General features: G+C 70.4%; 17 protein-coding genes. 10 read left to right on the forward strand and 7 right to left on the reverse strand.

Annotated elements, in window-relative coordinates:
- Position 1: 1 nt before the first annotated feature.
- The gene (locus A4W93_RS24945; RefSeq protein ID WP_085753184.1) at positions 2-469 is read right to left on the reverse strand and encodes a DUF6152 family protein; all 468 of its coding nucleotides are present in this window, start codon (positions 467-469) and stop codon (positions 2-4) included.
- A gap of 13 nt (positions 470-482) precedes the next feature.
- Positions 483-908 carry a hypothetical protein gene (locus A4W93_RS24950; RefSeq protein WP_085753185.1) on the reverse strand — a complete coding sequence of 142 codons (426 nt, stop codon included), beginning with the start codon at positions 906-908 and terminating at the stop codon, positions 483-485.
- A 121-nt stretch (positions 909-1,029) separates the two neighbouring features.
- Here A4W93_RS24950 and A4W93_RS24955 point away from each other — a divergent pair, with 121 nt between their 5' ends.
- The 7 genes from A4W93_RS24955 to A4W93_RS24985 all read left to right on the forward strand — a co-directional run bounded on the left by A4W93_RS24955 (position 1,030) and on the right by A4W93_RS24985 (position 10,667).
- Positions 1,030-2,526: an efflux RND transporter periplasmic adaptor subunit gene (locus A4W93_RS24955; RefSeq protein WP_320409206.1), complete on the forward strand. Its 1,497-nt coding sequence runs from the start codon at positions 1,030-1,032 to the stop codon at positions 2,524-2,526.
- Positions 2,523-5,672 carry an efflux RND transporter permease subunit gene (locus A4W93_RS24960; protein ID WP_085753187.1) on the forward strand — a complete coding sequence of 1,050 codons (3,150 nt, stop codon included), beginning with the start codon at positions 2,523-2,525 and terminating at the stop codon, positions 5,670-5,672. Before A4W93_RS24955 ends, A4W93_RS24960 begins: the two co-directional genes overlap by 4 nt.
- Positions 5,659-7,095: an efflux transporter outer membrane subunit gene (locus tag A4W93_RS24965; RefSeq protein WP_085753188.1), complete on the forward strand. Its 1,437-nt coding sequence runs from the start codon at positions 5,659-5,661 to the stop codon at positions 7,093-7,095. Before A4W93_RS24960 ends, A4W93_RS24965 begins: the two co-directional genes overlap by 14 nt.
- Before the next feature lie 100 nt (positions 7,096-7,195).
- A complete protein-coding gene (msuE, locus tag A4W93_RS24970; protein WP_085753189.1) occupies positions 7,196-7,753 on the forward strand; it encodes an FMN reductase in 558 nt (185 codons plus the stop codon).
- A gap of 40 nt (positions 7,754-7,793) precedes the next feature.
- Complete coding sequence (locus A4W93_RS24975; RefSeq protein ID WP_085753190.1) at positions 7,794-8,777, forward strand: DUF1852 domain-containing protein; 984 nt, start codon at positions 7,794-7,796, stop codon at positions 8,775-8,777.
- 33 nt (positions 8,778-8,810) lie between these two features.
- Positions 8,811-9,836, forward strand: coding sequence for a methionine synthase (locus tag A4W93_RS24980; RefSeq protein ID WP_085753191.1), 1,026 nt, complete (start codon positions 8,811-8,813; stop codon positions 9,834-9,836).
- Positions 9,837-9,872: 36 nt separating this feature from the next.
- Positions 9,873-10,667 (forward strand): hypothetical protein, encoded by a 795-nt coding sequence (locus A4W93_RS24985; protein ID WP_085753192.1) that lies wholly within the window; start codon positions 9,873-9,875, stop codon positions 10,665-10,667.
- On the opposite strand, the gene A4W93_RS24990 is transcribed toward A4W93_RS24985, so the two are convergent.
- Complete coding sequence (locus tag A4W93_RS24990) at positions 10,664-11,521, reverse strand: aldo/keto reductase (RefSeq protein ID WP_085753193.1); 858 nt, start codon at positions 11,519-11,521, stop codon at positions 10,664-10,666. The two genes, A4W93_RS24985 and A4W93_RS24990, sit on opposite strands and share 4 nt — an antisense overlap.
- A gap of 161 nt (positions 11,522-11,682) precedes the next feature.
- Between A4W93_RS24990 and A4W93_RS24995 the strand changes: the two genes are divergently transcribed.
- The gene (locus tag A4W93_RS24995) at positions 11,683-11,856 is read left to right on the forward strand and encodes a DUF3606 domain-containing protein (RefSeq protein WP_085753194.1); all 174 of its coding nucleotides are present in this window, start codon (positions 11,683-11,685) and stop codon (positions 11,854-11,856) included.
- Between the two features lie 6 nt (positions 11,857-11,862).
- Here the strand turns inward: A4W93_RS24995 and A4W93_RS25000 are convergent, their stop codons facing one another.
- Positions 11,863-12,357, reverse strand: coding sequence for a MarR family winged helix-turn-helix transcriptional regulator (locus A4W93_RS25000; protein WP_085753195.1), 495 nt, complete (start codon positions 12,355-12,357; stop codon positions 11,863-11,865).
- A gap of 156 nt (positions 12,358-12,513) precedes the next feature.
- Here A4W93_RS25000 and A4W93_RS25005 point away from each other — a divergent pair, with 156 nt between their 5' ends.
- Positions 12,514-14,409, forward strand: coding sequence for an esterase/lipase family protein (locus A4W93_RS25005; protein ID WP_085753196.1), 1,896 nt, complete (start codon positions 12,514-12,516; stop codon positions 14,407-14,409).
- A 6-nt stretch (positions 14,410-14,415) separates the two neighbouring features.
- Here A4W93_RS25005 and A4W93_RS29920 read toward each other — a convergent pair whose 3' ends face one another.
- The 3 genes from A4W93_RS29920 to A4W93_RS25025 all read right to left on the reverse strand — a co-directional run bounded on the left by A4W93_RS29920 (position 14,416) and on the right by A4W93_RS25025 (position 16,975).
- Entirely contained in the window at positions 14,416-15,117 is a 702-nt protein-coding gene (locus tag A4W93_RS29920) for a hypothetical protein (protein WP_099959985.1), read from the reverse strand.
- A 20-nt stretch (positions 15,118-15,137) separates the two neighbouring features.
- On the reverse strand, positions 15,138-16,265 hold the full coding sequence (locus A4W93_RS25020; protein WP_085753199.1) for a ParM/StbA family protein: 1,128 nt from the start codon (positions 16,263-16,265) through the stop codon (positions 15,138-15,140).
- A 239-nt stretch (positions 16,266-16,504) separates the two neighbouring features.
- On the reverse strand, positions 16,505-16,975 hold the full coding sequence (locus A4W93_RS25025) for a nuclear transport factor 2 family protein (protein ID WP_407081719.1): 471 nt from the start codon (positions 16,973-16,975) through the stop codon (positions 16,505-16,507).
- 141 nt (positions 16,976-17,116) lie between these two features.
- Between A4W93_RS25025 and A4W93_RS25030 the strand changes: the two genes are divergently transcribed.
- Positions 17,117-18,556 (forward strand): 8'-apo-carotenoid 13,14-cleaving dioxygenase, encoded by a 1,440-nt coding sequence (locus A4W93_RS25030; protein WP_085753200.1) that lies wholly within the window; start codon positions 17,117-17,119, stop codon positions 18,554-18,556.
- Positions 18,557-18,755 lie beyond the last annotated feature (199 nt).

The raw sequence follows: 18,755 nt of genomic DNA on the forward strand, positions 1-18,755 counted from the left end.
CTCAGGCGGGCGACGACCGCAGGCCGTAGGCCTGCTGGTCGACGAAGAGGTATTCCACCCGCAGCACCGCGTCGCCCTTCTCGCCGGCCGACGTGTACCCGATCACCGCCAGGGTGGCACCGGGCTTGATCTCCTTCACGCGCCACGCCTCCATGCGCGTGAGCGGCGCCAGCTCCAGCGTCCAGCGCTTGTCGCGCCGCGTGGGCAGCACCGTCTTCTTCAGCACCGCGGGGCCGTCCACCTGCGCGCTCTGCGCGGGCAGCGGCAGCTTGGCGAGGTCGGCGGGCAGCTTCAGGTCGGGCTTCACGTCGAGTTCCAGCTCCACGTGCGGGTTGCGCCAGCGCACGCTGGCGGCCTGGCCTTCGAGGTAGATCGGGTGGTCGGTGTCGAAGCTGCTCCACCCGTGGTGGGCGAAGGCGGGGGCGATCCAGCTTCCCGCGGCGGCGATCATCAGGTGGCGGCGTTGCATGACGAAGTCTCCTTCAGGCATAGGCGATCCAGCGACCGCAGATGATGACACCGAGCCAAGTCCCCAACGACAACGCGCCCAGCCAGCGGGCCAGCGCATCGTGGCGGCCGGTGCCGCCCCGCGCGTGGAAGGCCGCGGCGTTCAGGCCGGCGAGCACGATCAGCCCGAGCTTGACCTGGAAGGCGCGGTTGTGGAGCAGTTCGTCCGGCTGCGTGCCGAACATCGCGAGGCCGCTGGGCAGCACCAGCGCGAAGCCCGCCCAGGTGACCCCGAGGGTGAGCCGCGCGAGCCGGCCGGCGTCGAGCGCGGCCGCCAGCCCCCACAGCCGCAGGTCCAGCACCACGAGACTGCCGAACAGCATCGCGATGCCGGCGAGGTGCACCACCTCCAGCAGCGGATAGGCCCACGGGTGGGACAGCGTCAGGAACGGTTCGAGCATTCGTTGATCCTCCGGGGTTTGCCCTTTGGGGCAATGGTGCTCGGCGCCGCGACGGGATACCTTCCGTCCGAGATACCTTCGGGGAGGCCGAGTTCCCATGTCCCTGCGCATGATGCTCCTCATGGCGGCCGCCGTCCTGGCCACCGCCTGTTCAAAACCGCCACCCGCCGCCGCGCCACCCGCGCCCGCCGAGGTCGCGGCGCTCACGGTGTCCGCCCGCGAGGTGCCCGTGACCTTCGAGTTCGTGGGCCAGACCGAAAGCTCGCAGCAGGTGGAGATCCGCGCGCGGATCGACGGATTCCTCGAGAAACGGGTCTACACCGAAGGCTCGGCCGTGAAGGCCGGCCAGGTGATGTTCCTGATCGACCGCAAGCCGTTCGACGCGAACCTCGCCGCGGCGAACGCCGAACTCGCCCAGCAGCAGGCTCGCCTCACCACGGCCCGGGCCAACCTGACCCGGGTGAAGCCGCTCGTGGCCGACCATGCGCTGTCCGCCCGCGACCTCGACGACGCCACCGGGCAGGAGCAGGCCGCGGCCGCCGCGGTCGAGGCCGCGAAGGCGAAGGTCACCGACGCGAAGCTGAACGCGGGCTACGCCACCATCACCTCACCCGTCTCGGGCCTGTCGTCGTTCGCCAAGGTGCAGGAAGGCGCGTACGTCAACGCGTCGAACAGCCTGCTGACCTACGTCGCGAAGCTCGACCCGATGCGGGTGAACTTCAGCCTCTCGGAGAACGAGGTGCTGCGGGTGCGCGCCGAGACGGCCAAGGGCCAGCTCAAGGGATCGGACCGCGCGCACTACACGGTCACGCTCCGCATGGCCGACGGCTCGATCTACCCGTTCCCCGGCCGCATCACCTTCGCCGACGCCGCCTTCAGCCAGGACACCGGCACCTTCCTGCTCCGCGCGGAACTGCCCAACCCGAAAGGCGACCTGCACCCCGGCCAGTTCGTGCGGGTGAGCGTGTACGGCTTCACGCGGCCGAACTCCATCGTGTTGCCGCAGCGGGCTGTGCAGCAGGGGCCGCGCGGGTACTTCGTGTGGCTCGTCGACAAGGACAACAAGGCCGCCCAGCGCGAGGTCGAGGCCGGCGAATGGCTCGGGGACAACTGGCTCGTCGGCAGCGGGTTGAAGGACGGTGACCGCGTGGTGGTGGACGGCGTGATGCGCCTCGCGCCCGGCGTGCCGGTCAAGGCCACGGCCGCACCGGCGGTCGTGATCCCGACGGCGGCCGAGATGCAGGCGTCCGCGGCAGGCGCGGCCGGGGGCACGGGCGCCCACGTCGCGGCACCCGCGGGCGGCCTCGGCCGGGTGCTGTTCGCGAAGGGCAGCGCGGTGCTCGACACCCGCGCGAAGGCCACCCTCGAACAACTGGCCGCCACGATGAAGGCGTCGCCTTCGCTGCACGTGACGGTCAGCGGTTACGTGGACTCGGACGGCAGCCACGCGGCCAACACCACGCTCGCGAAGAACCGCGCGGTGGCCGTGCGCGACGCACTCGCCGCGGCTGGCGTGCAGGCCGACCGCATCGCGCTGCGCCCGCCCGCCGACATCGTGGGCGGCGCCGACCACGACCAGGCGCGCCGCGTCGACATCGCCGAGGCCGCCGCCCGATGAAATTCGCCCACTTCTTCATCGACCGGCCGATCTTCGCGTCGGTGCTGTCGATCATCCTGGTGCTGGCCGGCGCGGTGGCGATGTTCAACCTGCCGATCGCGCAATTCCCCGACATCACGCCACCCCAGATCTCGGTGAGCGCCACCTACCCCGGCGCCAGCGCCGAGGTCGTCTCGCAGAACGTGGCCGCCCCGATCGAACAGCAGGTCAACGGCGCGGACAACATGATGTACATGAGCTCCACGGCGAGCTCCACGGGCAACGTCACGCTGTCGGTCTTCTTCGAGATCGGCACCGACCCGTCGCTCGCGCAGGTGGACGTGCAGAACCGCGTGAACCTCGCATTGCCCACGCTGCCGTCGGCGGTGAGCGCGCAGGGCGTGAGCGTGGCGAAGAAGTCGGCGGCGTTCATGCTCATCATCACCATCTTCGCGCCCGACAACCGCTACGACGCGAACTTCATCGCGAACTACGCGAACATCAACGTGCTCGACGCGATCAAGCGCATCCCGGGCGCGAACCAGAGTTCGATCATGGGCTCGCCCGACTACGCGATGCGCCTGTGGCTCAAGCCCGACCGCATGGCGAGCCTCGGCATCACCGCCACCGACATCCAGCAGGCGGTGGCCGCGCAGAACCAGCAGTACGCCGCCGGCCGGCTGGGCGCGCCGCCCACGGCCGCGCCGGTGCAGCAGACCTTCCCGGTGACGACCACCGGGCGCATGACCGAACCCGCGCAGTTCGACAACATCATCCTGCGCGCCGAGCCGGGCACCGGCGCCATCGTGCGCGTGAAGGACGTGGGCCGCTCCGAACTCGGCGCGAAGGACTATTCCATCCGCGGCAAGTACAACGGCAAGACCGCGACGCTGATCGCGATCTACCAGCAGCCCGGCGCCAACGCGCTGCAGGTGGCCAAGGACGTGCGCGCCACGCTCGCCGAGCTCAAGAAGAGCTTCCCCGAGGGCCTGGAGTACGAGGTGGCGCTCGACACCACCGAGTTCGTGCAGGAGTCGATCACCGAGGTGGTCCACACCTTCCGCGACGCGGTGATCCTCGTGATCATCGTGGTGTTCGTGTTCCTGCAGAGCTGGCGCGCGACGCTGATCCCGATCCTCGCGGTGCCCGTGTCCATCATCGGCGCGTTCATCGGCATGACCGCGATGGGCTTCTCGGTCAACATGCTGACGCTCTTCGGCATGGTGCTCGCCATCGGCATCGTGGTGGACGACGCCATCGTGGTCGTCGAGAACGTCGAGCGCAACATGAACGAGTTCGGCCTCGCACCGAAGGATGCCGCCAAGCGCGCGATGGACGAGGTCTCCGGGCCGGTGGTCGCCATCGTGCTCGTGCTCTGCGCGGTGTTCATCCCGGTCGCCTTCCTGTCGGGCATCACGGGCCAGCTCTACAAGCAGTTCGCCATCACCATCGCGGTCTCGGTGGTGCTGTCGGGCCTGGTCGCGCTGACGCTGTCGCCGGCGCTCGCGGCCATCCTGCTCAAGCCCGGCCACACCGAGAAGAAGGGCTTCTTCAAGTGGTTCAACACGATGTTCGACCGCGCCACCACGGGTTTCGGCAACGTGGCGCAGGCCGCCATCCGCCGAGTGCTGATCGCGGTGCTGCTGATCGTGGGCATGCTCGTGCTGATGATGGGCCTGTTCTCGAAGGTGCCGTCGTCGTTCCTGCCGGTGGAGGACCAGGGCTACCTCTTCACGGCGGCCATCCTGCCCGATGCGGCGAGCCTCGACCGCACCGAGGCCGCCACCGGCCGCGCCGCCGGCTGGTTCCGCCAGCAGCCCGGCGTGAAGGGGGTCGTGGAGGCGCCGGGGTTCAGCCTGATCGACTCGCAGTACAAGGCGAACGCGGGCGTGCTGTTCGTCACCCTCAAGGGCTTCGCCGAACGCCACGCCGAGGCCGACAAGGCCGGCGCGATCATCAAGGCGGCCGGGGCCGAGTTCACCCGCTACACCGAGGGCCTGATGATCCCCGTGAACCCGCCATCGATCCCCGGCCTCGGCACCACCGGTGGCTTCGAGTTCTGGGTGCAGAGCGAAGGCGGCGCGTCGCTGCAGCAGCTGGAGGCCGTGACACGCGAGCTGATCGCCAAGGCGAGGCAACGGCCCGAGCTGCGCGGCGTCAATTCGACGATCAACACCCGCTCGCGCCAGCTGCTGGTGGACGTGGACCGCGACAAGGCCGAGAGCCTGGGCGTGCCGGTGCAGGAGGTCTACTCCACGCTGCAGACGCTGTTCGGGTCCCTGTACGTGAGCCAGTTCCCCAAGAACAGCCGCCTGTTCCAGGTGATCCTGCAGGCCGAGCCGGACTTCCGCGTCCGCCCCAACGACCTGCAGAACATGTACGTGCGCAGCCGCAACGGGCACATGGTGCCGCTGAAGGCCGTGGCCACCACCGTGCCCGCGTTGGGCGCCGACATCGTCACGCGCTTCAACAACTTTCCCGCCGCGAAGGTCACCGGCGACGCGGGCGCGGGGTACAGCTCGGGCCAGGCGCTCGCCGCGATGGAGGAACTCGCCCACGAGGTGCTGCCCGCGGGGTTCACGTACGCCTGGTCCGGCCAGTCGTACGAGGAGAAGAAGGCGGGCTCCACCGCGGGCATGGTGTTCGCGTTCGCGCTCGTGATGGTGTTCCTGATCCTCGCCGCGCAGTATGAGAAGTGGACGCTGCCGATCGGGGTGCTGCTGGCCGTGCCGTTCGCGCTGTTCGGCGCCATCGCGGCGATCTGGCTGCGCGGCATCCAGAACGACATCTACTTCCAGATCGGGCTCACGGTGCTGATCGCACTCGCGGCGAAAAACGCGATCCTGATCTTCGAGTTCGCGGTGGAGCTGCGCGAGAAGGAAGGCAAGTCGCCGCTCGACGCCGCCATCGGCGCGGCCCGCCTGCGGCTGCGCCCCATCGTGATGACCTCGCTCGCGTTCATCCTCGGCTGCATCCCGCTCGCCATCGCGAGCGGCGCGTCGTCGGCGAGCCGGCAGTCGCTCGGCACCGGCGTGATCGGGGGCATGCTGGGTGCCACGGTGATCGCGATCTTCTTCATCCCGATGTTCTTCTGGGCGTTCGAGACGCTGTCCGAACGCGCCTCGCGGAAGAAGCCCGCGGCCGGAGGCTCCCATGAGACGCCTTGACCTCGTCCCCTGCCTGCTCGCCACGGCACTCGCCGGCTGCACGCTCGGGCCGGACTACCAGCGGCCCGAGACCGCGGCACCCGCGTCGTTCCGCAGCGCCGGCGCCGCGGGCCCCGCCGATCCCACGCTGGCCGACGGCGCCTGGTGGGCGCAATGGAACGACCCGGTGCTCGCCACGCTGGTGAACGAGGCGCTGGCCGCCAACCTCGACGTGGTGGCCGCCGCCGCGCGCGTGGACCAGCTCCACGGCGCCGCCATCACGTCGCGCGGCCAGATGGCCCCGCAGGTGGGCGCCGAGGCGGCCGGCACGCGGCAGCGCATCACCGACCTGCAGGCCGGTTCGGCGCGCAACCCGTCGACCGTCTACCAGGCCGACGTGTTCGCGAGCTGGGAGATCGACCTGTTCGGCCGCCTGCGCCGGCTGAACGAATCCGCGCAGGCGGACTACCTCGCGGCCGAGGCGGCACGGCGCGGCGTGCTGCTGTCGGTGGTCAGCGCCACCGTCGCGAGCTACCTGAACCTGCGCGACCTCGACAACCGCCTGCTGATCTCCCGGCGCACGGTGGCCACGCGCGAGGATGCGCTGAAGCTCTTCACACGGCGCTACGAAGGCGGCGTGGTCTCGGAGGTGGAACTGAACCAGGCACGCTCGGAGTACGCCGCCGCGCAGGCGACCGTGCCGCAGCTCGAACGCTCGATCATCGTGCAGGAGAACGCGCTGTCACTGCTGCTCGGGCGGCCGCCCGGCCCCGTCGAGCGCGGCGCACCCATCGACACACTCGCCGCACCGGCGGTTCCGCCGGGCCTGCCGTCGGACCTGCTCGAACGCCGGCCCGACCTGCAGCAGGCCGAACGCCAGCTGGTCTCGGCCAACGCGCGCATCGGCGCCGCGAAGGCGCTGTACTTCCCGCGCATCTCGCTGACCGGTGCGTTCGGCGGTGCGAGCCCCACGTTCTCGTCGCTGTGGGACGGCCCGTCGCGCGTGTGGAGCTTCGCGGGCGCCGTGACCGTGCCGATCTTCAGCGGCGGCACCATCGCGGGCCAGGTCGAGTCCGCCGAAGCCGCGCAGCGCGAAGCCGTGGCCGCCTACCGGCGCGCGGTGCTGGCAGCGTTCCAGGACACCGACGACGCGCTGATCGGCGTGCGCAAGTCGGTCGAGACCCGCGACGCGATCCAGGTGCAGGTGGACTCGCTCGCGCGGTACGCGGGCCTGTCGCGCCGCAAGTACGAAGGCGGCTACACGAGCTACCTCGAGGTGCTGGACGCCGAACGCAGCCTGTTCTCCGCGCAGCTGCAGTACTCGCAGGCGCAGGCCGACGTGCTGCTGCAGCGGGTGGCGTTGATCAAGGCCCTGGGCGGGCCGTGGGTGGATGCGGCCGACCGGCTGGCGCCGCAGCCGGTGAGCGCAGCGGCGTCCCGGTGACGTTCATCGGCGCCGTGCCGGCGCTCTGATGAACCTGGTTCATGGATCGATGAGATCAAACCATTTTACTTCATCGATCCCCATCCATAGCATTCGCTCCATGACACGCCCACTCCGTCTGGTCGCCGTTTCCGGCGGACTGCAACGCCCGTCCCGGTCCGCCGCCCTGGCGGCGCACCTGCTGGACCTGATCTCCGACGAACTGCCGTGCGAGCAGCGCCTGGTCGAGCTGGGTCAACTCGCCCCGCAGCTGGCCGGTGCGGTGTGGCGCACCCACCTGCCCGACGCGGTCGAGCGGGAACTGGCGGCGGTCGAGCAAGCCGACGTCCTGGTGGTGGCGACCCCGGTATTCCGGGGCGCCTACACCGGACTGTTCAAGCACTTCTTCGACTTCGTCCACCAGGACGCCCTGGTCGACAAGCCCGTGTTGCTGGCGGCCACCGGCGGCAGCGAGCGCCATGCCCTGGTGATCGACCACCAGCTGCGGCCGCTGTTCAGCTTCTTCCAGGCGCGTGTTCTGCCATTGGGCGTCTACGCCACCGACAAGGACTTCACGGACTACCGCCTGCAGGACGAGGCCCTGATCGAACGGGCCCGGCTGGCGGTGCGACGGGCACTGCCGCTGCTGGACCTGGCCCAGGAAGTGGTCGTGGCCTGAAACCGGGCCCTTCCCTCCGACATCAGCTCACTGGATCGACATGAACACAGAACTCACCTTCAAGCTCAAGAGCCTCCGTTTCGATGAGAACTACCACCCATCGGACGGCACGCGCATCACCACCAACTTCGCCAACCTGGCGCGGGGCGCGAGCCGGCAGCAGAACCTGCGCAACACGCTGGGGATGATCGACAACCGCTTCAACGACCTCGCGCATTGGGACAATCCGACGGGGGATCGCTACACGGTCGAACTGGAGATCATCTCCGTCGAGGTGAGCCTCGATGCCGGGAGCGGCCCGGGCGCGTTTCCGCTGATCGAGATCCTGCAGACCCACATCCTCGACAAGAAAACGAACAAGCGCATCGAGGGCATCGCGGGGAACAACTTCTCGTCGTACGTGCGCGACTACGACTTCAGCGTCTTGCTGCCGGGCCACAACGCCGATCGCGCGGAGTTCAGCGTTCCGGACGACTTCGGCGACCTGCACGGCAAGCTGTTCCAGCAATTCGCCCACTCGCGCACGTACCAGGAGCGCTTCAGCAAGCCGCCCGTGATCTGCATCAGCGCGTCGACCAGCAAGACCTACCAGCGGACCGGCAACCAGCACCCCGTGCTGGGCATCGAGTACCAGCAGAACGAGCTGTCCTCGACCGACCAGTACTTCGCCAAGATGGGAATGCAGGTGCGCTTCTTCATGCCCCCGAAGAGCGTCGCGCCGCTGGCCTTCTACTTCCACGGCGACCTGCTGGGCGACTACACGAACCTCGAACTGATCGGCACCATCAGCACGATGGAGACCTTCCAGAAGATCTATCGCCCGGAGATCTACAACGCCAACTCGACTGCGGGCACACTGTATCGGCCGAGCCTGAAGAACCAGGACTACTCGTCGACCCGGATCGTCTACGACCGAGAGGAACGCAGCCAGCTGGCCGTCAAGCAGGGGAAGTTCGCGGAGGAGCACTTCATCAAGCCGTACAAGAACGTCCTCGACCAATGGGCTGCCGAGTTCGCGCTCTGACCCCACCCCCTCTTTGCCTGAAAGGAATCCCCGATGTTCGAATCCTCCATCGCCGGCAGCCTGCCGAAGCCCGCGTGGCTGGCTGAAACCAACAAGCTCTGGCCCCAGTGGCAGGCCGAAGGCGACGCGCTTCGCCAAGCCAAGGCCGACGCCACCCTGCTGTGGATCAAGGCCCAGGAAGACGCGGGCCTGGACATCGTGAGCGACGGCGAACAGTCGCGCCAGCATTTCGTGCACGGCTTCCTCGAGCAGATCGAGGGCATCGACTTCGAGCACAAGGTGAAGATGGGCATCCGCGACAACCGCTACGACGCGATGGTGCCGCAGGTGGTGTCGGCCCTGCGCCTGAAGGGCCGCGTGCATGCCTTCGAGGCGCAGCTGGCGCGCGCGCACACGAAGAAGAAGCTGAAGTTCACGCTGCCCGGCCCGATGACCATCGTCGACACGGTCGCGGACCGTTTCTACGGCGACAAGGTCAAGATGGCCTTCGCGTTCGCCGAACTGCTCAACCAGGAAGCGCTCGCGCTGCAGGCCGATGGCGTGGACATCATCCAGTTCGACGAGCCCGCCTTCAACGTCTACATGAAGGACGCCGCCGACTGGGGCGTGAAGGCGCTCGAACGCGCGGCGCAGGGCCTGACCTGCACGACGGCCGTGCACATCTGCTACGGCTACGGCATCAAGGCCAACACCGACTGGAAGAGCACCCTCGGCGACGAATGGCGCCAGTACGAGACGGTGTTCCCCGCGCTGGCCCGCAGCCGCATCGACCAGGTGAGCCTGGAATGCATCCACTCCCATGTGCCGCCCGACCTGATGAAGCTGCTGGCCGGCAAGGACGTGCTGGTCGGTGTCATCGACGTGGCCAGCGACGTGGTCGAGACCCCCGAGGAAGTGGCCGACACCATCGGCCGGGCGCTCGAGTTCGTGCCGAAGGAGCGGCTGTTCCCTTGCACGAACTGCGGCCTGGCGCCGATGGGGCGCGACGTGGCGTGGCGCAAGCTGAAGGCGCTGGCGGAAGGCACGAGGCTGGCGAAGGAGCGGTTCGCCAAGGCGTGACACCACGCCGGCCGCGGCGGCGGACAATGAGGAGCGATGTCCACCGTTCCGCCACCCCTGACCCGCCTCCACCGCGCCCGCCTGCAGCAGCTGTGGCGCTCGGCCGGCTGGCCCAGCCACGATGCCCTCGAGCTCGACCTGCTGGCCGCGGGCCTCGTCACGCGCGAGGCCGGGCCCGACCAGCGCGAGACCCTGCGCCTCACCGACGCCGGCATCGCGTGGCTCGCCGAGCAGCGGCGGCAGGGGCGCCGCGCCGAATCGCCGCACGACCGGCTCGCGGGGCGGGTGTCGGCGATGCTGATGGCGTCGGGGCGCATCGTGTGGCGCGAGCTGTCGCTGCGGGCGGTGGCCGACGCGCCGTCGGCGCCGGTGCCGGGACCGATGGCCCCGCTGTTCGGTGACGAGCCGGCCGAGGCGGCGCGTGCCACGTGGCGCATCGCGCGGCCCGACGTGTTCTCGGTGCGCCACACCACGGTCGAGGCGTACCTGCACCCCTTGGTCCATGAGATCAAGGTGAGCCGGGCCGACCTGCTGTCGGACCTGCGCCACGCGGCCAAGCGCCAGTCGTACCAGTGGCTGTGCTCGGAGGTGCACTACGTGTTCCCGGCCGGCATCGCCGAACCGCAGGAGATCCCCGAAGCCTTCGGCGTGTGGCTGCTGCACGGCGACGTGGACACGGGCCGGCTCGAACTCGCGCGGCCGGCGCGCCACGTGGCGTGCACGCTGCCGTTCCCGGTGTGGATGGCGCTCGCGCGGGCCACGCCCGACGTCGCGCCCGACGACGGGGTCCAGGGTGCGCTGGGCGACCCCGGGGACCCGACGCCGACTTAAAGCATCGCGAGCGGCTGCTTGCGCCGCGGCGCCGGGTGGGCTTCGTCGAGGTCGGCGAGGTCGTCCTCGGTCAGCACCAGCGAGGCCGCCGCGAGGTTCTCGCGCTGGTGTGCCTCCTTCGCGGCCTTCGGGATCGCGAACGCGCCCTCGCGCGACAGCACCCAGGCCAGCGCCACCTGCGCGGCCGACACGCCATGGCGCTCGGCCACGGCAGCCACCGCGTCGTCCTGTGCGAGCGCGCCCTGGTCGATGGGGCTGTAGGCCATCAGCGGCATCCGGCGGTCGCGCAGCCACGGCAGCAGGCTGAACTCGGGGCCGCGTTCGGTCATCGAGAAGTAGACCTGGTTCGTGGCACACGCCGGGCCGTCCCCGCCCACCTCCTCGAGTTCGCGCAGGTCGTCGACGTCGAAGTTGCTGACGCCCCAGTGGGACACCCGCCCCGCGCCCACCAGCTCGCGCATCGCGGCGACGGTGTGGGCGAGCGGGTGCTGGCCCGGCCAGTGCAGCAGGTACAGGTCGACGTGGTCGAGGCCCAGGCGCCGCAGGCTGCGTTCGCACGCCTCGACGGTGCCGCGGCGGCTCGCGTTGTGCGGGTACACCTTGGTGACGACGAACACGTCCTCGCGCGCGAGGACGCCGGTGCGGATGGCCTCGGCGAGCGCCTGCCCCACCACCTCCTCGGCGCCGCCTTCGCCGTACATCTCGGCGGTGTCGATGAGGCGGTAGCCCAGGTCGAGGGCCGAGCGGACGGCGCGGACGTCGGCCGGGCGGCGGCCGGGGTCCTCGCCGAGGCCCCAGGTGCCGAGCCCGAGCGCCGGGACGCGGGCGCCGCTTCGCAGCGAGACGGTGCGCATGGACGGTTCTCCGTGGATGGAACGGCGACTGTACGCCGAACGCGGCGGCCGGGCCAAATCGCGGTCTTGCCACCGGCGGGGATCCGGCATCGTCCTACAAGCAGGGCCTTTCTGCGGCCTTAAGGTCCGCATCAGTGCGTTTCGAACTTCAGGAGTGCCCCATGCCCCACCTTCAGAACCCCCATCCCCACGCTGACCACATCGATGTCCGCCAGGACGAGGACGTGGCCTACTGGACCCAGACCCTGGGTGTCAGCGAGGAGGAACTGCGCCGCACCGTCGCCGAGGTGGGCGACGAGGTGGACGCGGTGACCGACCGCCATCCGGCGGTGTGACCTCCGTCAGCGCGGCGAACGGTGCTGCGCGCCCGCGAGGCGCTCGCGCAGGCCGTGCAGGCGTTCGCGCAGGTCGATGACCTCGTCGGCAGACGCCTGCACCGCGCGGGCGATCTCGACCGGCACGCGCTCGGCCTTCTCGCGCAGCGCGGCCCCGGCCGGCGTGAGCGTGACCACCACGCGCCGCTCGTCGTCCTTCGCACGGGCCCGCACCACGAGGCCGCTCGACTCCATGCGCTTGAGCAGCGGCGTCAGCGTGCCCGAATCGAGGAACAGCTGGTCGCCCAGCTCACCCACGCTGCGGTGGTCGTGTTCCCACAGCGCCATCATCACGAGGAACTGCGGGTACGTGAGGCCCAGGTCGTCCAGCAGCGGCTTGTAGACCTTGGTCATCGCGAGCGACGACGCGTACAGGGCGAAACACAGCTGCTTGTCGAGGCGAAGGAGGTCCGCGCCGCCGGCGAGTGGCGGTCGGCCTCCGGGAGCGGTCGTCTTGGGCATGCGGACGAGGTCGTGGCAGAGGCCTCCATCAGAGCCCAGCGGACGCACAACGTCCATCCCCTGTGTGCTCGCCCCCGCTTGGGGGGTGCGAGGGAAAACGAGGTGCACGGACGGGACGTATAGTGCGTCCGCCCCGTCACCTCCCCGCCCGCCGACATGTCCCGACTGCTGGTGCGACTCACGGCCACGACCCTCGCGCTGGCCCTCTCCGGGTGTGCCCTCGTCCGGCTCGACCGCGAGTCGAAGGCGTTCTATGCCTCGGCCGTGCTGGCGGGCCGCATCGAGGCCCCCGGCTGCACGGGTGCGCCGCTGATCGTCGCCGCCTGGCAGGCCCGGCCCGACGGCCCCGCCCTCGCCCACCGCACACTGCTGCACGAGCCCGGCGGCTTCGAACTGGTGGTGCCGCCCGGGCGCTACGGGCTCTTCGCGTTCTGCGACCGCAACCGCAACGGCGCGCCCGATCCGGGCGAGCCGTCGGGCGCATCGGCGGGCGAACCGGTCGCGGTGGCCGATGCCGGCGTGGTGGTGATGCCCGACCTCGCCGTGGGCGACGGCTCGGGTGAATCCACGACAGCGGGCCGGGCCGCCGCCGCGTGGCCCGCGTTCACCGGCCACCACAGCACCCAGGCCGGCGCCCTGGCCGACCTCGACGCCCCCGCGTTCTCCGCGGAGAACGGCCGCCGCGGCTACTGGGAACCCATGGCGTTCTTCCGCGAGACGGGCGGCAACCTGTACCAGCTCGAACCGTACGACCCGAAGCGCATCCCGGTGATCTTCGCGCACGGCGCGACGGGCTCGGCGCAGGACTTCCGCGGCTTCTTCGACCACCTCGACCGCACGCGCTACCAGGCCTGGTTCTTCCAGTACCCGTCCGGCGCCTCGGTCGATTCGATGGCCTACCTGCTGTACTGGAAGGTCTTCGGCCTGCAGGTGAAGTACCGCTTCGAGAAGGTGCACTTCGTCGCGCACAGCATGGGCGGGCTCGTGGTGCGCAGATTCTGGGGACGGCACGGCCAGCAACTCGCGCCGCTGACGTCGTCGTTCATCTCGCTGTCGACGCCGTGGGCGGGCGAGACCTCGGCCGAGACCGGCGTGAAACACGCGCCGGCCGTGGTGCCCTCGTGGCGCGACATGGAACCCGGCGGCCCGTTCCTGGTGTCCCTGTTCGACACGCCGCTGCCCGCCGGTGTCGACCACTACCTGCTCTTCGGCTACCGCGGCAGCGCCGGGCTGACCCGCCCGAACAACGACGGCGTGGTCACGCTCGCGAGCCAGCTGCGCGGCCCGGCGCAGGCCGAGGCGAAGCTCGTGTACGGGTTCGACGAGGACCACGTGAGCATCCTGTCGTCGCCCCGCGTGTGGGCGCTGGTGAACACGCTGCTGGCAAATGCCGACACCGCGGCCGACACCGCGGCCGGCGCCCCACGCCCTGCCGGCCGTGTCGAGACCACCTTCGCATTCGACAACCCCGGAGGCCCGCCCCCAGGACTGCCGTGGCTCGTCCTCCGGCGCCCCGGTGGCGGGACGGCGGACACGCTCGTGATCCCGATGTCCGCCGCGGACAGCGGCCGCCCCATCGGGCCCATTCCGGCCGGCGTCTACGACACGAGCCTCGTGGTCCCGGCGTTCAAGGCCGAGCCGGCAGTGCAGCGCCTGCGGGTCCGGAACGACCGCACCGCGGCACTGTCCTTCCGCCTCGTGCCCCGCGGCGAACTCGCGGGCTACATCGGCGCCGACGACGGGGCCTTCGGCATGGCGGCGGGTGGGTTCCGTCCGCCGAGCCGCACGGTGCGCATCACGTCGGTGACGCTCGCGGGAGCCGGGGTGTCCCGGCACGTGGTGCCCCGGGAGGACGCGGCCACCGACCCGGCCGACTGCACCGTGTCGGGCACCGACGCCGCGTTCCCCGCGGGCTTCTGCTTCTTCGACCTGCCGGCCGGCGAGTACGAGCTGACCATCCAGGCGAAGGGACACCGGCCGCACGTGTCGCGCCACCAGGTGACACCCGGACGCCCGGGGCCGATGGCGCCCGTCGTGATGGTGGCGGAGTGACCCGGCTCAGCCGTTCTTGAAGAGACCCCTCTCCTTCATGCGCATCAGGCGCGAGCGCCGCTGCGGCGTCTCCGCGAGCGAGGCCAGGTGGTGGGGGTCGACGGGCAGGATGACCGCCTCGTCGGCGAGGGGCTCCACGGCCGCGGTGACCGGGTGGGGCACGGGATCCGGCAACGCCACGGGCGGCGGAGGCAGCGGTGGCGGGGGGAGTGGCACGGGCACCGGCTCGGCAGCCGCCGTCAGGGCCATCGTCCGGCTGTCCTCGACCTCCTCGTCGGCCACCACGTCCATCAGCACCGGCAGGTTGCGCGGGGCCGCGCGGCGTTCGACGAAGGGAGGCGCCGGCTCGGCACTGATGGCGAGGTCGACGAAGTCGGCGCCGCGCACGTCGTCCCTGCGGCGCGCGGGGGTCTTCTTCGGGCGCGGTGGCTTGCGTTCGACCGGCAGCTCGACCTCGGCCGCCAGCACGGGCAGCGGCGCGGGGGCGGGCACGGGAGGGGCCGCACGGACCGGCACCGGCGCCGCCGCGGGGTTGGGCCCGATGGCGGCCACCCCGTGGATGCGCACGTTCTCCCACACGAGCCCCGCCGCGGCGAGCTGGCGGATGCGTTCGCCGCGCAGGCCCGCGTCACCGAGCCGCAGCAGTGCCGCGTGCAGCTCGGGGTAGAGGTCGCTGTCGAGGTCGAACTCGAGGCGGACGGTGGCCATGGGCCGGTGTGACCGAAACCTCAGCCTTCCGCCAGCGCCTCGCCGATCATCTGGAAGCCGCGCACGTTGGCCGCCATCGAATCGGGCATCACGAACACGGGGATGGCGGGGAAGCGCTTCGTGAGCACGTCGCGGTAGCGCTCCGGGTGGCCGCCCACCAGCACCACGAGGTCGATGATTTCGTGGGCGTCGCGGAGGCCGTCGATCATGCGGTTCACCGAGTCCTCGACGACGCTCATGATCACCGGCTCGTAGCGGTCGAGGTCGTGGGCCACGCCGGACAGCTTCACCTTCGTGCGCAGGCGCAGCGCGTCGTTGACCTTGGGCATCACGGCCGGGCCGAGCGGCCGGCCCAGTTCGGCGCCGAGCGACTCCTGCACGGCCCGCACCACGCGGTGGCGACCGGCATCGGACGCCGCACCGCTCGCCTTCGGGTTGATGGAACCCTGCTGGATCAGCAGCCAGTCGAGGGTGTGTTCACCCGGGTCGACCATCAGCACCGCGAGGTCGTCGAGCGCGTCGCCGCTCGGCAGCGGGTCGAGCGCGCCGCCGGTCTTCGTGATCACGGCGTTCAGTTCGTCGAAGTGTTCGTCGATGGCGGCGTAGCCACCCATCGGCTGGGCCTGGACCACGACCTTGGCCACCGACACCGTCTTGCCGTCGCCCACGTCAATGTCACCCTGGTAGTGATCGCGGAGGTAGTCGCGGCGCTTGGCGTCGTTGTACTGGTTCACGGGGAGGCCCAGCACCAGCAGGTCGATGCGGCTGTCGCCGGCCTCGGCCATGTAGCGCAGCGCGCCCTTGGTGAGTGCCTCGTAGATGGCGCCGCGGTAGAACTCGTCGGTCACGTCACGCCCGAAGCTGCCGCCCGCCTGCGCGAGGCCCACGTCGCGGCCCACCTCGTACAGCGCGCCGTTGACCGGCACGTCGAACGTGTCTCGGCGGCGGGTGCCGAGCGTTCGCACCGCGCTGGCGTCGGCCGGCAGCGCGATGGAGGGGAAGTTGATGATGGTGGTGCCGTCGCCGTCCCCGTCGCGGACGCTCAGCTTGACGAGGCCGAAGCCGACGTCGATGGCCCGGACGACCGGGGAGGCGGAGGTTTGCGGAGCGGGGACTTCACGCAGCTTGGAAGTGTTGGGGGTGGGCATGGAGCGGCCTCTCTCGGATGGAGTTGTTTCTTCCCTCCCCAACCCGCCGCGGCTGCGCCGACGATGCGCCAACCGCGACTTGCTTGCTTTTCTGATCTTCACGCTTCGACCGCGTCGGATCGGTGCCGCGCGAGAATGTTCCTTTATGGCCCTCCTTATAGCGCGGGTGTTTGCCCCGGGCGATGAATTCAACACCCGAGGCAAGGACATCGGTGCGAAGGTCGCACCGAGCCGCGTGATCAGGTCGGCGTGCGCACCGCCTGGCGGGCCACCAGCTTCCACTGGCCACCCTGGCGCTGCCACACCTGCAGCACCTTGAGGCTCACGGTGCCCGGCTTGCCGGAGTCGTTGGTCTGGGCCGCGAGCGCGTGGCGGATCAGCGCCACGTCGTCGCCGCTCATCGCGACGGTCTGCTCGGTCAGGTCGAGGGTCACGAAGTCGGACTTCCCGTTCATCAGGTCGCCGATGAAGCTCTGCTTCGTGTCGACGCGGCCGCCGGAGTGGCCGTAGCTCAGCTGTTCGGCCACGAGGCCGTCGAGGGTCGAGGCGTTCGGGTCGATCATCGCGAGGCGCAGGCGCTCGGCCGCCGCGGTGACTTCCGCCTTGCCGTCGCCCGCGGGCGCCCCGCCGGACGTGGCGCAACCGGCCATCACGACACCCAGACCCGCCACCACCAGACCACGGCGGATCGCTTGCACTGCATTCACCATCGACATTCGGAACTCCTGAGGTACGAAGTCGGACATCGTACGACTGAGTCACCACACCAGCACCCCCGGGAAAACGCCGAGGCTCCACGGCCCGCCGCTGCTATCGTGTCGCGTCGCCACAGAACGGCAGGGAGCACGACGATGGCAAGCGTGGTCGAGAAGGTGATCCGGGGCGCGGTCTCGCGCGTGCTGGGGGGCATCGCGTCGTTCAACCGGCGCTGGCTGCCGGTGCCCGACGGGCCCTACCCGTACTTCACGGGCCTGCACGAGCCGGCCGCCGGCGAGTACACGGTCGAGAACCTGCACGTGACCGGCGTGCTGCCGCCCGAGCTGGACGGCCGCTACCTGCGCATCGGCCCCAACCCGGTCCACCGCGACACGCGCGGCCACCACTGGTTCGTGGGCGACGGCATGGTGCACGGCGTGCGCCTTCAGGGCGGGCAGGCCCGCTGGTACCGCAACCGCTTCGTGCGTTCGCGCAAGGTGTCCGAGGCCCTGGACGTGCCGATGGCGCCGGGCCCGCACCGCGGCCGCTTCGACAACGTCAACACCGCGCTCGTGGCCGTCGGCGGTTCGGCGTGGGCGCTGGTCGAGGCCGGCAGCGCACCGGTGCGCCTCGGCGACGACCTCGAGCAGCAGGCCTACGACGACTTCGGCGGCACGCTGCAGGGCCCCTTCTCGGCGCACCCTCACCGCGATCCGGTGACGGGTGACCTGCACGCCATCGCCTACCGCGGCGACGAGCCCGACAGCGTGCGCCACGTGGTCGTGAGCCCCGAGGGCCGCGTGCGCCGCGAGCTGCGCATCCCCGTCGCCCACGGCCCGATGGTGCACGACTGCGCCGTCACGGAGCGCTACGTCGTGATCCTCGACCTGCCGGTCACGTTCTCGATGAAGTCGATGCTGTCCGGCCAGTACTTCCCGTACCGCTGGAACCCCGAGCACCCGGCCCGCGTGGGCCTGCTGCCGAAGGACGGCGGCGTGGCCGACATCACGTGGGTCCCGGTCGACCCGTGTTTCGTGTTCCACACGGCCAACGCCTACGACACGGCCGACGGCCAGGTCGTGCTCGACGCGGTCGTCTACGACCGGGTGTTCGACGGCAGCACCCACGGTCCGGCCTCCAACCCGCGCGGCCTCGAGCGGTGGATCATCGACCCTGCCGCGGGCTCGGTGACCCGCCGCCTCGTGGACGCCGCCCCGCAGGAGTTCCCCCGCATCGACGGGCGCCGCAGCGGGCTGCCGCACCGCTTCGTCTACACGCTGGGCCTGCCGGAGGCCTTCACCCCCGACATCGTCGGCGCGAGCCACCTGTTCCGGCACGACCTGCACACCGGCGAACGCCAGCGCCACGACTTCGGTGCGGGCCTCGCGCCAGGCGAGTTCGTCTTCGTGCCGCGCCACGAAGCGGCGGCGGAAGACGACGGCTGGCTCGTGGGCTTCGTCATCGACGCCGCGGTCGACGCGACCGACCTCGTGGTGCTCGACGCCACCCGCTTCGAAGGGCCGCCGGTGGCCTCGGTGCGCATCCCGCACCGCATCCCGGTCGGGTTCCACGGAGAGTGGTTCCCGGCGCGGTAAGTCGACCGCGTTCCCATGCGGCCCTTTCGGACTGCACCCGACGGACGGAGTCCTCTTGCACAAGCGCAGACTATTGCGTGGCGCGCCGCACGATGCCGTTCCGGGTCCGGGCGTGAGCGGTCCTCTCGCCCCTAGTCGCGCAGCTGCCCCCGTTCATCCACCACCGTGATCCCGACCCAGCGCGATCCCTCGTTGAACC

Source organism: Piscinibacter gummiphilus (assembly GCF_002116905.1).
Taxonomy (GTDB): domain Bacteria; phylum Pseudomonadota; class Gammaproteobacteria; order Burkholderiales; family Burkholderiaceae_C; genus Rhizobacter; species Rhizobacter gummiphilus.

Excerpts from the sequence above, each read along its gene's own strand:
- A4W93_RS24945 (WP_085753184.1), bottom strand. The coding sequence starts at position 469 with ATGCAACGCCGCCACCTGATGATCGCCGCCGCGGGAAGCTGGATCGCC.
- A4W93_RS24950 (WP_085753185.1), bottom strand. The coding sequence starts at position 908 with ATGCTCGAACCGTTCCTGACGCTGTCCCACCCGTGGGCCTATCCGCTG.
- A4W93_RS24955 (WP_320409206.1), top strand. The coding sequence starts at position 1,030 with ATGGCGGCCGCCGTCCTGGCCACCGCCTGTTCAAAACCGCCACCCGCC.
- A4W93_RS24960 (WP_085753187.1), top strand. The coding sequence starts at position 2,523 with ATGAAATTCGCCCACTTCTTCATCGACCGGCCGATCTTCGCGTCGGTG.
- A4W93_RS24965 (WP_085753188.1), top strand. The coding sequence starts at position 5,659 with ATGAGACGCCTTGACCTCGTCCCCTGCCTGCTCGCCACGGCACTCGCC.
- msuE (WP_085753189.1), top strand. The coding sequence starts at position 7,196 with ATGACACGCCCACTCCGTCTGGTCGCCGTTTCCGGCGGACTGCAACGC.
- A4W93_RS24975 (WP_085753190.1), top strand. The coding sequence starts at position 7,794 with ATGAACACAGAACTCACCTTCAAGCTCAAGAGCCTCCGTTTCGATGAG.
- A4W93_RS24980 (WP_085753191.1), top strand. The coding sequence starts at position 8,811 with ATGTTCGAATCCTCCATCGCCGGCAGCCTGCCGAAGCCCGCGTGGCTG.
- A4W93_RS24985 (WP_085753192.1), top strand. The coding sequence starts at position 9,873 with ATGTCCACCGTTCCGCCACCCCTGACCCGCCTCCACCGCGCCCGCCTG.
- A4W93_RS24990 (WP_085753193.1), bottom strand. The coding sequence starts at position 11,521 with ATGCGCACCGTCTCGCTGCGAAGCGGCGCCCGCGTCCCGGCGCTCGGG.
- A4W93_RS24995 (WP_085753194.1), top strand. The coding sequence starts at position 11,683 with ATGCCCCACCTTCAGAACCCCCATCCCCACGCTGACCACATCGATGTC.
- A4W93_RS25000 (WP_085753195.1), bottom strand. The coding sequence starts at position 12,357 with ATGCCCAAGACGACCGCTCCCGGAGGCCGACCGCCACTCGCCGGCGGC.
- A4W93_RS25005 (WP_085753196.1), top strand. The coding sequence starts at position 12,514 with ATGTCCCGACTGCTGGTGCGACTCACGGCCACGACCCTCGCGCTGGCC.
- A4W93_RS29920 (WP_099959985.1), bottom strand. The coding sequence starts at position 15,117 with ATGGCCACCGTCCGCCTCGAGTTCGACCTCGACAGCGACCTCTACCCC.
- A4W93_RS25020 (WP_085753199.1), bottom strand. The coding sequence starts at position 16,265 with ATGCCCACCCCCAACACTTCCAAGCTGCGTGAAGTCCCCGCTCCGCAA.
- A4W93_RS25025 (WP_407081719.1), bottom strand. The coding sequence starts at position 16,975 with ATGGTGAATGCAGTGCAAGCGATCCGCCGTGGTCTGGTGGTGGCGGGT.
- A4W93_RS25030 (WP_085753200.1), top strand. The coding sequence starts at position 17,117 with ATGGCAAGCGTGGTCGAGAAGGTGATCCGGGGCGCGGTCTCGCGCGTG.